A 13557-nucleotide genomic window follows, 5' to 3' on the forward strand; every position below is an offset into this window, starting at 1 on the left:
AAAATATATCGCTTGACCTGAGTCCTGGCTTGGGCTTGCCCGCTCAGGGCTGGCTGCGGCCCAGCTCGCGCAATTCTGCCAGATGGGTGGCGCCCAGCTTGCGCCAGTAAGGCTCGCCCTCGGGGCCGAAAGCCACGCTGAAGGGCAGGCCGCCCTGCAGATTGCCCAGTGTGCGGGCCAGCTCGGTGCCGGTCAATCCGGCCAGGCCGATGGTGAAACCGACCGGCAGCTTCTTCAGGAACTCGCGCACCGGCGTCGGGGCATCGACCGCCAGCCCGAGCAGCTGCCAGCCCGGATGCTCGCGGGCGAACTGGTCGAGCTCGGGCATTTCCTTGACGCAGGGCGCGCACCAGGTGGCCCAGAAATTCAGCAGCAGCGGCTTGCCCCGCAGGCTGCTGGCCTGCAGCAGACCCCCCTCGGGGCGCTCGAAGCTCGATGACCAGAAAGTGTTGGCGGCGGCCGAGAGCGGTTCGGGTCGATGGCCGCGCAGCCCATAGCCGACACCCAGCGCCGCGGCGCCCAGGCCGGCGGCGCCGATCAGCAGCCGCCTCTTGTTGATCGAGGTCAAGACGGGTTCTCCTGCAGCAGTTTGCGCAAAGCGCCCAGGTCGCCGCGTTCGCTGCGGCCCTTGGCGTCGGGTTTGAGGGCGCCGCGCACATCATCGAAATCCAGAATGCTCAGCGCTATCGTGACGCTCTCGCCCAGCGCCTGGCAGGGGGCGGCCAGGGTCAGCACATCGATGGGCTGGCCGCGCGGGCCCGTGATCGAGCCGACCTCGTAGTCGACCCGCCAGTTCAGCAGGGCGATCTCGGCCGACTTGCTGTCGTCGCAGAACAGCTGCAGATGGATATTGGAGAGCCGGGTGGCCGTGCCGCGCCAGACCGCACCGCACAGATGGGGCCGGAACTCCGCCAGCCGCTCCATCCACAGCGCCGCCAGCTCGCGCAGCGCGGCCAGCTCGGCCGGTTGCGTGTCGGCGCAGAACAGGGCCAGATAGTCGCGCACCTGCTCCTCGAGCTCGTCATTGCCGGGCAGGGCGGTGCGCTTGGGCAGGCCCAGGGTCTTCAGCGCGCGCTGCTTGGCCGGGCCGTATTCCAGCCCCTCCTCGACCACCAGCCGGGCGGCGGTGGCGGCGATCTCCTGACTCAGACTGCTGTACTCGTCCATGGCTTGCGCCTCAATCGGGCAGTTCGACCGCGCCCATCCGGGCCGCTATCGTCGCAGCTCGCGAAAGCACATAGGGCGAGGCGGGGCGTTTCTCGAAACGCTTGGGCGCCGGCAGCATCACCGCCAGCCGGGCGGCCTGGCCGGCGGACAGCCGGGCCGCATCGACGCGGAAATAGTGGCGCGCGGCGGCCTGGGCGCCGAAAACGCCCTCGCCCCATTCGACATTGTTCAGATAGATGGTCAGGATGCGCTGCTTGCTCAGCAAGCCCTCCAGCATCAGGGTGAGCACCAGCTCCTGGCCTTTGCGCAACAGATCGCGTTCGCCGCTGAGGAACAGATTCTTGGCCAGCTGTTGGGTGATGGTGGAGCCGCCGACGATCTTGAGCTTGGGGGCCGGCCGGCCGCGCTGCTCGGCGCGCTCGACCCGGGCCTCGGCCTTCTGATTGCGCTCCCAGGCCTTTTCCAGCGCATCCCAGTCCACGCCGGCATGCTCGGCAAAGCCGGCATCCTCGCTGGCGATCACCGCGCGGCGCAGGTTCTTGGACAGCTCGGCCTCATCCACCCATTGCTGGCTCCACAGGACCTGCCCCTTCTCGCTGGCCAGGCGCCAGATCTCCGAGCGCTGGAAGCTGGTCGACTGCGGGTCCAGCACATTCATGAGCAGGATGCGGGCGGCGAAGTAGAGCTGCAGGGCCAGCAGGCCCAGCAGCAGCAGGATCAGCAGGCGGCCGAGCTTGCCCATCATGGTGTTGCCGCCAGCTGCGCGCGTAGCGCCGCCAGCACCGGCGCGGTGTCGGGGCGCCGCCCGCGCCAGATCAGAAAGGACTCGCCGGCCTGCTCGACCAGCATACCCAGGCCGTCGCGGCCCTCGAAGCCATGGGCGGCGGCCCAGTCCAGAAAGCCCCGGGCGGCCGGGCCATACATCATGTCCAGCGCCAGCGCGCCGGGCTTGAGCACGGCCGCCGATACCGGCACCGCCGCGCCGCCCAGGCTGGCGCTGGTGCCGTTGATCAACAGGTCGAAGCCCGTACCAAGGTCGTCCAGACCGCTGGCGGCCAGGCGCACGCCGTGCTGCGCAGCCCAGTCGGCATGGCTCTCGATCAGGGCATGGGCCTTGTCGACCGAGCGGTTGGCCAGATGAATCTCGGCTGGGCGCGCCGCGATCAGGCTGCCCAGCACGCCGGCCGAGGCGCCACCGGCGCCCAGCAGCAGCACGCGCTGGCCGGCCAGCGGCCGCGCCGCGTTGTGCTCGATATCGCGCACCAGGCCCAGGCCGTCGCTGTTGTCGCCGAACCAGCCGCCTTGCTCCTCGGTGTCGAAGCGCAGCACATTGACCGCGCCGGCCAGCGCCGCGCGCGGGCTGCGCCGCGCAGCCAGATCATGGGCCTCGAACTTGAAGGGCACGGTCACATTGCAGCCGCGACCGCCGGCCGCAGCAAAGCCGCGCAGGCTGGCTTCGAAGCCGTCCAAGGGGCAGAGCAGGCGTTCATAGACCAGCTGCTCGCCGGTCTGGGCGGCGAACATCGCATGGATGTCCGGCGAGCGGCTGTGGGCCACCGGATTGCCGGCGACCGCATAACGATCAATGGGTGCAGTGCTCATGGTTGGGCAGACAAGGTGGTTTCCAGGCCGTCCTCGCGGGTGAAGCGAAAGCGCGAGGTGATCACCAGCACCTCGGCGCCCTGGCGCATTGCGGCGCTGAAGGGGCCGAAGGGCCCGGCGGCGCGCACGATGGCCACCGCCCGCCGGTCCAGCACCGCGTTGCCGGAGGAGGCGACGATATCCGTCTCGATCACGCGGCCGCGCAAATCGACATGGATGTTCAGCGTCAGCTCGCCATAGAGCTTCTTGCCGCGGTGCTCGGGGAAGTCGCGCGTGCCGCGCGCCTCGATGCGCCGGCGCAGCTGGTCGTAATACTGGGCATAGACGACCTCGCGGGTGGCCGGGCTGATGTAGCGCTTCTTGGGCCGGGCATTCTCGTCATTGACCCGTTTTTCGATCTCGGCGAGCAGCTGGATCAGGCGGCGGCGCTTCTCGGCCTGCTCGATCGCCTCGGGCTTGCTCTGGTCGCGCTGCGGATCGGGCGGCGGCAGCAGGGCCAGCGCGCGCCGCAGCTGGGCCAGCAGCTGTTGCTGCTGCTCCTGCAGCTGGGCGATCTGGGCGCGCTGCAGCTCGGCGCTGTCGCCGCTCTCGGGCTGGCGCGAAGGCGGCAGCGGCGAGGTGGCGCGGCCGAAGTCGGCCTCGCCGCCGCCGGCCAGATTGGCCTGGGCCAGCGCCTGGGCCTTGACCGGGGCCTCGTTGCCGCGGCTGTTGACCAGCACGACCTCCAGCGGCGTGTCGCGGAAGATGCGATCGAAGCCCTCCGGATCGGCGATGCGCAGGGTCAGCAGGCCGGCGTGCAGGCCCACCGACAGCAGCAGCGCCATCTGCAGATTGGAGAGCCGCAGCGCCATCGTCAGGAGCTGCTGGCCTCGGCAGCCTCGCCCTCGGCCGGCGTCAGATCGATGGCCAGGGTCAGCGCGCCGGCGGGTTCTTCGTCCTCGTCCTCGGCTTCGGGCTCGGCTGCGGTCTCGGCCACATCATCGAGGCGGGCCAGCAGATTGGCATGCACGTCCAGCGTCATCTCGTCCAGGCCGGTGATGCGCACCCGCACATGGGCGCCGCGCGGCAGGGCCTCGCAGCCCAGGGTCTTGAAGACCAGGGGCAGATCGTCGGCGCGCACCAGGCCGTCCTTCATCACCGACGCGTTCAGCTCGCTGATGCCTTGCTGCTGCAGATAGCGCAGGGTCCAGAAGCGCTCGATGCCGCTCTGGAAGCCGTTGTAGGCGCTGTAGGCGGCGTCAAAGCCCGAGATGATGGAGAACAGCTGCGCGTCCTTGGGCTTGAACGGGGCCACCAGCGCGGCCGTGCGGCCATGGCGGGCACAGGCAATGATCTGCCACTGATTGACCAGGTCCACATAGCGGCGCAGCGGCGAGGTGGCCCAGGTGTATTGCTTCACGCCCATGCCGGCATGGGGCTGGGCCCGTGTGCCCATGCGTACCTTGACACCCGGGGCCATGCTGGCCTGGCTGCGGTAGATGCCCGGCAAACCCAGCTCGTCGAGCCAGCCACCCCAGGTCGAGTTGGCCAGGATCATCGCCTCGGCGACGATCAGGTCCAGCGCCGAGCCACGCTGCCGGGTCGTGATGCTGACCTGCTCGCTGCCGTCGGGCTCGCGCCCGGTGCTGCTGTCGAGGCGGAAGTTGTAGTCGGGTCGGTTGAAGTTCTCCGGCTTGCCGCGCACCACTTCGCGCTGTGCCTTCAGCACCTTGGCCAGGCGCATGCACAGCGCCAGCTCGGGCGCGAAAGCATAGTCGGCCGGGGCCTCGCCATTCAGCGAGGCCTCGGTGATGATGCCGTCGAGCTTGTCGTGGCGCAGATTGGCCGCGATGGGCACGCGCTCGAGCTTGGTCTCGCTGCGCTTGACCGCCAAGGTCGCCTCGTCGAGCGTGAAGTAGATGGACACCGCCGGGCAGTCGCGCCCTTCGATCAGCGTGTAGGCCTGCACCACCTCGTCGGGCAGCATGGTCAACTTCCAGCCCGGCATATAGACGGTGGACAGGCGCTCGCGCGCGACCTTGTCGACGGCCGAGTCGGGCTGGAAGGCCAGGCCCGGCGCGGCGATATGCACGCCGAAGATCACCTCGCCCGTGCCCAGGCCCTGCACCGACAGCGCATCGTCGATCTCGGTGGTGGCGGAGTCGTCGATCGAGAAGGCTTGCACCGCGGCCAGCGGCAGCTCGTCCTTGATCTCGGGCGCCTGCAGCGCCGGGAAGCCCACGCCCTTGGGGAACTGCTCGAACAGGAAGCGCTTCCAGTGGAACTGGTAGGGGCTGGAGATCGCGCCGGCATCCTTCAGCAGGTCCAGCGGTGCCTTGTGGGCGCGCCGCGTCGCCTCGACCACGGCCTTGTACTCGGGGCCGTTCTTGTCGGGCTTGAACAGGATCTTGTAGATCTGCTCCTTGATCGGCGCCGGGCACTGGCCGGCGGCCAGCTCCTCGGCCCAGGCCTCGATCTGCAGCGCCTGTTGGCGCTTGCGCTCGATGCCCAGCAAGGCGGCCTTGACGATGTCCTCCGGCGCCTTCTTGAACTGGCCCTTGCCGGCGCGGCGGAAATAGTGCGGCGCCTCGAACAGGCGGAACAGCGCCGCCGCCTGGTGGGTGATGCCGGCCTTGGCGTCGAAATAGTCGCGCGCCAGCTCGGCAAAACCGAACTCGGCCTCGGGGGCGAACTCCCAGGCCAGGTCGAGATCGATCTCCTGCGCCAGCCGCTGGCCCTCGGCGATCAGCTCGGCAGGCGCCGGTTTTTCGAACTTCAGCAGCACATTGGCTGACTTCACTTTGACGCGCTTGCCGGACTCCAACTCGATCTGCATCGAGCTATCGGCTTCGGACATCACGCGGCCGGCGAGGAATTTTCCGGCTTCATCGAACAGGGCAAACATGGGGGGATTGTCACCGATGCCGGGGCAGCCACTCGACGCGGGTGCGGCGCACCAGCTCCTGGTAGCTGATCGGCCGGGAGGCCTGCTCGTCGTCGCGGTTGGCCTGCCAATGGGCCCAGGCCTGGCCGGTGTGGCTGTCATACACCAGCTTGAACAGATGGCTGGGCACGCGCACGCCGTTGGGGCCGATGCGCGGGCTGGCGCTGTCGAACACCGGTGCGGTGATCACATAGACATCGCCGGCGGCGCGCTGCACGTACTTGCGCGTGTCCTGCTCGATCTTGGCCCAGGCGCCCGAGTTGTGGCGTATCGCCTGGGGCACCACATTGGCCAGCGAGAAGGACTGCGCCATCGCCGCCTCGGTGGCCATATCGCCGGACGGGGCCAGGTGGCCGCGCGAATAGCCGGAGTGTTTGTAGTCCTCCAGCTCCGCACGCTCGGGCTGCGGCAGCCGGGCATCGGCGAAAAAACGGTCGGACTTCTGGCGCTTGACCCCGCCCAGGGCCTTGCTGTTGAGCCGCTGCGCCACATAGACGGGCGTCTTGCTGTCGCCGCTGTGCAGCACTGCGAAGCCGTCGAAGCAGAGCTCGCGCTGGCGCGGCGTCCGCGGCACCGGGGGCGTCTGCTGCCCGGCAAAAAAGGCCAGGCAGCGGCTGAATGAAGTGGGGAGCTTGGCGAACTCGGCGGCGGGGGAGGCGCTGGCCTGGGCGGCGCAGGCCAGCAGGGCCCAGCACAGGCGGCTGGGCCGATGGAGGAGAAACATCAGGGGGACGGTAGAGAAGAAGCCGCCGAAGGTCGGCGGCGTTGAGGGGAGGGCAGAACGCCGGCCGGGCTTAGACAGTCATCCCGCCCGACACCTCCAGCACCGCGCCATTGACATAGCTGGCCTCGTCACTGGCCAGGAAGGCGTAGACGTTGGCGATTTCCTCGGGCTTGCCCAGGCGCTTGAGCGGCACATGGGCCTGCATCTGCTCGATGACCTTGTCGGGAATGGTCGACAGGATGGGCGTCTCGATGAAGCCCGGCGCCACCGCATTGACCCGCACACCCTTGGGCCCCAGCTCGCGGGCCCAGGTCTTGGTGAAGCCGATCACGCCGAACTTGGCCGCGGCGTAGTTGGTCTGGCCGAAGTTGCCATAGATGCCCACCACCGAGCTGGCGTTCAGGATCACGCCCGAGCCCTGGGCGCACATGGTGTCGGCGACCGCCTGGGCGCAGTGGAAGACGCCGCGCAGATTGACATCGATCACCGCGTCGAACTGGGCCAGCGTCATCTTCTGCAGTCGCGCATCCTTGGTGATGCCGGCGTTGTTGACCAGCACATCGATGCGGCCGAAGGTCTCCAGCACCGAGGCCACCATCAGGTCCACCGAGACACGGTCGGTCACATCGACGATATGGCCCTGGGCCGTGCCGCCGCCGGCCTCGCAGGCCGCGACTGCCGCCGCCACGCCCTCGGGCTTCAGATCGCAGACGATGACGGTGGCCCCCTCGCGGGCGAATTTCAGCGCGGTGGCCAGGCCTATGCCCTGGGCGGCGCCGGTGACGATGGCGATCTTGTTCTGCAGTCTCATAGATGGAGGAAGTGGGTCAGTTCGTGGAGGTAGTCGTCGAAATCGGACAGGCCGTGGTCGCTGCCTTCCAGCAGCTTGATCTGGCAGGCGGCATAGCGCTGATGCATCTCGCGCCAGTCCAGCACCTCGTCGCCCTTGGCGATCACAGCCAGATAGCGCGATGGGTCGGTCAGCGCACCGGGCGCGAGGGCGCGCAGTTCGCCGACGAATTCGGGCTTGAAATAGAAGTGCTGGCTCGGGTCTTGCCAGCAGACCTGGTCGCCCAGGTAGTTCGCCAGATCGCGCGCCGGATCCACAGCCGGATTCAGCAGCACAGCCGGGCAGCCCAGGCGCTGGGCCAGCACCGTGGCATAAAAGCCGCCCAGCGAGCTGCCCATCAAGGCCATGGACTCGCGCGGCCAGCCGGCCACCAGGGCCTCGGCCAGGGCCAGCGCCTCGGCCGGCGAGGGCGGCAGCTGCGGGCAGGCGAACACCAGAATCGGGGCGGTGCTCGGCCACCCAGGCCGCCATGCGCTGGGCCTTGGCCGAGCGCGGCGAGGAGCGAAAGCCATGCAGATAAAGCAGATGGGTGGTGGTCTGGGCTGCGGGCAACATGGCGGCGAAGTCTAGCGATTTGCGCCGCCGCAGCGGTCCGCTGCGCGTCTTTGTGGTCTTTTTGTGCGGTTTTCGCCCGAACTCATGCGATGAAGCACGGTTTCCGACGGCCGGCTGGCGTTCTGCCGCATTGACTGCGGACGGGCGCCAAGAGACAGTTGCCGACTTTCATATTTTTCTCCCTATCAACCCCGCTGGCCGTGGGGGGCCTACCGGCCCCGGCCGGCCGCCAGTGAGTGCCGAATGAGTCTTGCGAAGAAGTCCGTGAATATGCCCGCGCCCATCCGGCGCGAAGGCCTGGGTCTGTCGGCGGTGGCTGCCGCCATCGTCTTGCTGAGCGCTTGTGCCAGCCTTGAGGCTCCGAAGACGGCCGCGCCAGCGCCCGCCGCGAGCAGCCCCGCCCCGGCCGCCGCGCCTAGCTTCCCTGGCGCCGCTGCCAGCGCGCCGGCCAGCGCTGCCGCCGCTGCCAAGCCGCCGGTCGACCCGAGCGCGCCCAAGCCCTTCGCCGAGGTCAGCAAGGGCGCGACCCAGCAGGACGGCCTGTTCCCGATCTGGCGCAAGGACGACAAGGTCTGGATCGAGATCCCGAAGGCGATGCTGAACAAGCCGGTGCTGTTCACCGTCAATATCGCCAACTCGGTCGGCGAGCGCGGCCTCTATGCCAGCCAGATGGGCGCGGACTGGATGGCCGAGTTCCGCCTGGTCGGCAAGCAGGTGCAGCTGATCGCGCTGAACACCAAGTTCCGCGCGGTGGCCGACCAGGGCTCTAAGCGGGCCATCGAGCAGGCCTTCTCGCCCAGCCTGCTGGGCTCGGGCGCGGTGGCCAGCGCCGAGCATCCGGAGCGCAAATCGGTGCTGGTCGATGCCGGCTTCCTGCTCAGCGACATTCCCGGCTATTCGACCCGGCTGGAGATGGCCTACCGCCTGCCCTATGCGATCGACCGCGCGAACTCGTCGATCGAGAGCAGCCGTGCCGAGGCCGCGCTGTCCACCCTGACCGCCCGCATTCACTTCGCGACGCCGCGCATCCCCGCGCCGCCGCTGGTGCCCGCGCCCAGCCCGGTGCCGCCGCCGACGCCGCCCCAGTCCACGCCGGACCCGCGCAGCTTCTTCGTCGACTATGTCTACAGCTTCGCGGCCCTGCCCGAGACGCCGATGGCGCCTCGCCATGCCGACCCGCGCCTGGGTCACTTCATGGAGTCCTTCACCGATCTGGGCGGTGATCTGAAGGCCAACCCGCGCCTGCACTATGTGCAGCGCTGGCGCCTGGAGAAGAAGGATCCGGCCGCCGAGCTGTCCGAGCCGGTCAAGCCGATCACCTTCTGGATGGACAAGAACATCCCGGCCCGATACCGGCCGGCGGTCGAGGCCGGCATTGTTGAATGGAACAAGGCCTTCGAGAAGATCGGCTTCAAGAATGCCGTGCTCGCCAAGCAGCAGCCCGACGATGCCAACTGGGACAATATGGACGCCGGCCATGCGTCGATTCGCTGGTTCGTCGGCGCCGATGTGGGCTTTGCGATCGGCCCCAGCCACACCGACCCGCGCAGCGGCGAGATTCTGGACGCCGACATCGGCATGAGCGATGTGTTCGCGCGCGGCTCGCGCCGCATGATTGTCGAAGACGTCGGCCTGAGCAGCGAACAGCGTCTGGCCCAGCTGAGCCAGGGCTGGCAGGGCCTGCAGGCGGGCGAGGCGCCGGCCCAGTGCCACTATGCGCAGGAGGCCGCCGCCGAGATGAACTTCGCGCTGGACCTGCTCGAAGCGCGCGGCGATATCGCGCCCGACAGCCCCGAGGCCGAGGCCTTTGTGCAGGCGGTGATCAAGGACACCATCATGCATGAGGTGGGTCACACACTGGGCCTGAAGCACAATTTCAAGGCCTCGACGACCATCACCCGCGAGCAGCTCAAGGACAAGGCCCTGACCGAGGCCAAGGGCATCTCCGGCTCGGTGATGGACTACAACGCCTACAACCTCGCGCTCAAGGGCGAGACCCAGGCCGCGTTCAACAACAGCACGCTGGGTGCCTACGACTACTGGGCCATCGAGTACGCCTACAAGCCGATCGCGCCGGAGCAGGAGAAGGCCGAGCTGGCCCGCATCGCGGCGCGCAGCACCGAGCCGGCCCTGGCCTATGCCGACGATGCCGACGCCGGTGGCTTCGGCCCCTATGACGGCCTGGACCCGCTGGCCAACCGCTTCGACCTCGGCGACGACCCGCTGGCCTATTACAAGAAGCGCCTGCAGCTCTCGCAGGAGCTGTGGAGCCGCGTGCAGGACCGCAAGCCCGAGGCCGGTGACGATCCGCTGCGTCAGCGCCGCGCTTTGCTGGCCGGCTTCAACCAGCTCTACCGTGCGGCCGAGCTGGTGGGCAAGTATGTCGGCGGCATGCATGCGCTGCGCGATCTGCCGGGCAGTACCGGCCGCCCGGCTTTCCGGCCGGTCGAGCCGGCCAAGCAGCGCGAGGCCCTGCAGTTCCTGTCCACCGGCCTGTTCAGCGAAAGCAGCTTCCGCTTCCGCCCCGAGCTGCTGGCCAGTTTGACCCTGGACTACAACGAGTGGGAGCGGGGCGTGCCGGTCAACCTGCCGGCCGCGGTCGCCCGCGTGCAGCTGGTGGCGCTGGACCGTCTGCTCAGCGCCAACACCGCGACCCGCCTGCTCGACACCCCGGCCTATCTGGCGCCGGCCCAGCGCAAGAACATGATCTCGCTCAACGAGGTCTATGCCACGGTGCAGGGCTCGGTCTGGAGCGAGCTCAAGAGCGGGGCCGAGATCGACCGGCTGCGCCGCAATCTGCAGCGCGAGCATCTGAAGCGCCTGCAGACCCTGCTGACCCGGGGCTCGGCCAGCCTGCCGCCCGATGCGCTGAGCCTGCTGCGCTACAACGCGACCCGTCTGCAGGCCGAGCTGCGCCAGGCCTCGGGCAATGGCGCGCTGTCGGTCGAGAGCCGTGCGCATCTGGCCGAAAGCCTGGGCAGCCTGACCGAGGCCTTGCGTGCGACGATGACGCGCAGCTGAAGCGCCGCGGCCCGCCCCTCGCAAAAGCCGGCCGCGTGCCGGCTTTTGTTTCTCAGTATTCACGAACGATATTGCTCCAGATGACACGCTGCCCCTATCGACTGTCGGCGCTGCTGCTGGCCCTGCTGCTGAGCAGCGGCGCCAGCCTGGCCCAGACGCCACCGCCCAATGCCGTCCCTGCTGCTGCCGCCAAGCCCTTCGACGAGGTCATCAAGGGCGCCAGCCAGGACGCGGGCCTGTTCCCGCTCTGGCGCAAGGACGACAAGGTCTGGATCGAGGTGCCGAAGGCGGCGCTGAACAAGCCCTTTCTGTTCAGCGTCAATTTTTCCAACTCGGTCGGCGAGCGCGGCCTCTACGCCAGCCAGATGGGCCCGGCCTGGCTGGCCGAGTTCCGCCTGGTCGGCAAGCAGCTGCAGCTGATCGCGCTGAATACCCAGTTCCGTGCGGTCGCCGACCAGGGTTCGCGCCGCGCCATCGAGCAGGCCTTCTCGCCCAGCCTGCTGGGCGCCGGCGCGCTGGCCAGCGCCGAACATCCCGAGCGCAAGTCCCTGCTGATTGACGCGGCCTTCCTGCTGTCCGACATCCCCGGCTACTCGACCAAGCTGGAGGCGGCCTACCGCCTGCCGTTCACGCTGGACCGCGCCAACTCCTTCATCGAGACCGCCCGCGCCGAGGCCACGCTGTCCACGCTGACGGCCCGCATCCATTTCGCGACGCCGCGCATCCCGGCACCGCCGCTGGTGCCCGGCCCGGCCCCGGCCCCGACGCCGCCGCAGGCCACGCCCGATCCGCGCAGCTTCTTCGTCAGCTATGTCTACAGCTTTGCGGCCCTGCCCGAGGAGCCGATGGCGCCGCGCCTGGCCGATCCGCGCCTGGGCCATTTCAGCGACGCCTTCAGCGATCTGGGCGGCGATCTGAAAGCCAACCCTCGGGTCCACTACATCAAGCGCTGGCGGCTGGAGAAGCAGGACGAGGCGGCCGCGCTGTCCGAGCCGGTCAAGCCCATCACCTTCTGGCTGGACAAGAACATCCCGCTGAAATACCGCCCGGTGGTGGCCGAGGCCATCCTGGAGTGGAACAAGGCCTTCGAGAAGATCGGCTTCAAGAACGCGCTGGTGGTCAAGCAGCAGCCCGACGATGCCGACTGGGACAATATGGACGCGGGCCATGCCTCGGTGCGCTGGTTTGTCGGCGCCGACATCGGTTTCAATATCGGCCCCAGCCGCAGTGACCCGCGCAGCGGCGAGATTCTCGACGCCGATATCGGCCTCAGCGATGCGTTCGGTCGCGGCGCGCGGCGCCAGATCGTCGACGACATCGGTCGCCACAGCCACCAGCATGCCGACGGCTCGGTCTGCATGGACGCCGAGTTCAGCGCCGCCGAGGCCGAGTTCGCGCTGGACCTGCTGGAAGCACGCGAGGAGTTCGTGCCCGACAGCCCCGAGGTCGAGGCCTTTGTGCGCAGCACCATCAAGGGCACGATGATGCACGAGGTCGGCCACACCCTCGGGCTCAAGCACAACTTCAAGGCCTCCACCGGCATCAGTGCCGCGCAGCTGCAGGACAAGGCCTTCACCGAGGCCCACAGCATCTCCAACTCGGTGATGGAGTATGTGGCGGTCAATATCGCGCTGAAGGGCGAACCCCAGGCCGGCTTCCACCGCTCGACCCTGGGGCCTTACGATTACTGGGCCATCGAGTACGCCTATAAGCCGCTGCCCAAGGACAGCGAGGCGGCCGAGCTGGCGCGTATCGCCGCGCGCAGCACCGAGCCGGCGCTGGCCTACGGCGACGATGTCGATGCCGGCACCGGCGGTCTCTACGACGGCATGGACCCCAGCGCCAATCGCTTCGACCTCAGCAACGACCCGCTGGCCTATTACAAGAAGCGCCTGAAGCTCTCGCAGGAACTCTGGGCCCGCGTGCAGGACCGCCAGCCCCAGCCCGGCGACGATCCGCTGCGCGCGCGCCGCTCGGTGCTGGCCGGCCTGACCCAGCTGGCCACCGTGGCCGAGCTCAGCGCCAAGTACGTCGGCGGCATGACGGCGCTGCGCGACCTGCCCGGCAGCACCGGTCGGCCCAGCTTCGCGCCGGTCGATCCGGCCAAGCAGCGCGAGGCCTTGCAGTTTCTGGCCAGCGGCATCTTCAGCGCCGACAGCTTCCGCTTCCGGCCCGAGTTCCTGTCCAGCCTGGGCCTGGACTACAACGAACGCGATCTGCGTGGCCTGCCGCTGAGCATCCCGGCCTCGGTCGCGCGGGTGCAGCTGGGGGCGCTGGACCGCCTGCTGGGCGCGCCGACGGCGCAGCGCCTGCTCGATCTGCCGGCCTATGTGGCCGTCGAGCAGCGCCGCGGCCTGATCTCGCTCAGCGAGGTCTATGCGAGCTTGCAGGGCTCGATCTGGAGCGAGCTGAAAAGCGGCGCCGAGATCGACCGGCTGCGCCGCAATCTGCAGCGCGAGCATCTGAAGCGGGTGCAGACCCTGCTGACGCGCGGCTCGGCCAGCCTGCCGCCCGACGCGCTGAGCCTGCTGCGCCATCACGCCACCCGGCTGCAGGCCCAGCTGCGCCAGGCCGCGGGCCGCGGCGGCCTGTCGGTCGAGAGCCGGGCCCATCTGGCCGAGAGCCTGAGCCTGCTGACGCAGGCACTGCGCGCGACGATGACGCGGGCCTGAGCCGGGCCGCGTCTTCAGGCGGTCTTCAGGCGGCCATGCTCCA

10 protein-coding genes and 1 pseudogene are annotated in these 13557 nt (G+C 68.8%); 2 read left to right on the forward strand and 9 right to left on the reverse strand.

The annotated features are described in order from the left end of the window. Positions 1-43: 43 nt before the first annotated feature. The 9 genes and pseudogenes from O5M90_RS22880 to O5M90_RS22920 form a co-directional block, all read right to left on the reverse strand. Positions 44-568, reverse strand: coding sequence for a TlpA family protein disulfide reductase (locus O5M90_RS22880; protein WP_137941580.1), 525 nt, complete (start codon positions 566-568; stop codon positions 44-46). After that, complete coding sequence (locus tag O5M90_RS22885) at positions 565-1167, reverse strand: hypothetical protein (RefSeq protein WP_269837955.1); 603 nt, start codon at positions 1165-1167, stop codon at positions 565-567. The genes O5M90_RS22880 and O5M90_RS22885 overlap by 4 nt, the downstream gene beginning before the upstream one ends. Positions 1168-1177: 10 nt before the next feature. Further along, positions 1178-1912: a monofunctional biosynthetic peptidoglycan transglycosylase gene (gene mtgA / locus O5M90_RS22890; RefSeq protein WP_440402363.1), complete on the reverse strand. Its 735-nt coding sequence runs from the start codon at positions 1910-1912 to the stop codon at positions 1178-1180. Beyond that, positions 1909-2769: a shikimate dehydrogenase gene (gene aroE / locus O5M90_RS22895; protein ID WP_269837954.1), complete on the reverse strand. Its 861-nt coding sequence runs from the start codon at positions 2767-2769 to the stop codon at positions 1909-1911. Before aroE ends, mtgA begins: the two co-directional genes overlap by 4 nt. Beyond that, on the reverse strand, positions 2766-3620 hold the full coding sequence (locus O5M90_RS22900; protein ID WP_137941584.1) for a cell envelope integrity protein TolA: 855 nt from the start codon (positions 3618-3620) through the stop codon (positions 2766-2768). The genes aroE and O5M90_RS22900 overlap by 4 nt, the downstream gene beginning before the upstream one ends. Positions 3621-3622: 2 nt before the next feature. After that, positions 3623-5653 (reverse strand): ribonuclease catalytic domain-containing protein, encoded by a 2031-nt coding sequence (locus O5M90_RS22905; RefSeq protein WP_137941585.1) that lies wholly within the window; start codon positions 5651-5653, stop codon positions 3623-3625. Between the two features lie 10 nt (positions 5654-5663). Continuing rightward, on the reverse strand, positions 5664-6416 hold the full coding sequence (locus tag O5M90_RS22910; RefSeq protein ID WP_269837953.1) for a DNA/RNA non-specific endonuclease: 753 nt from the start codon (positions 6414-6416) through the stop codon (positions 5664-5666). A gap of 70 nt (positions 6417-6486) precedes the next feature. Beyond that, positions 6487-7227, reverse strand: coding sequence for a 3-oxoacyl-ACP reductase FabG (fabG, locus tag O5M90_RS22915; RefSeq protein WP_137941587.1), 741 nt, complete (start codon positions 7225-7227; stop codon positions 6487-6489). After that, positions 7224-7821: pseudogene (locus O5M90_RS22920) on the reverse strand (YqiA/YcfP family alpha/beta fold hydrolase). The gene fabG and the pseudogene O5M90_RS22920 overlap by 4 nt, the downstream one beginning before the upstream one ends. A gap of 270 nt (positions 7822-8091) precedes the next feature. On the opposite strand from O5M90_RS22920, the gene O5M90_RS22925 reads away from it, so the two are divergent. Together O5M90_RS22925 and O5M90_RS22930 are read left to right on the forward strand one after the other, a co-directional pair. Continuing rightward, positions 8092-10842, forward strand: coding sequence for a zinc-dependent metalloprotease (locus tag O5M90_RS22925; protein WP_269837951.1), 2751 nt, complete (start codon positions 8092-8094; stop codon positions 10840-10842). A gap of 80 nt (positions 10843-10922) precedes the next feature. Beyond that, entirely contained in the window at positions 10923-13514 is a 2592-nt protein-coding gene (locus tag O5M90_RS22930; RefSeq protein ID WP_269837950.1) for a zinc-dependent metalloprotease, read from the forward strand. The last annotated feature ends 43 nt before the right edge of the window (positions 13515-13557 follow it).

This window comes from Paucibacter sp. M5-1 (genome assembly GCF_027498415.2).
Taxonomy (GTDB): domain Bacteria; phylum Pseudomonadota; class Gammaproteobacteria; order Burkholderiales; family Burkholderiaceae_C; genus Roseateles_E.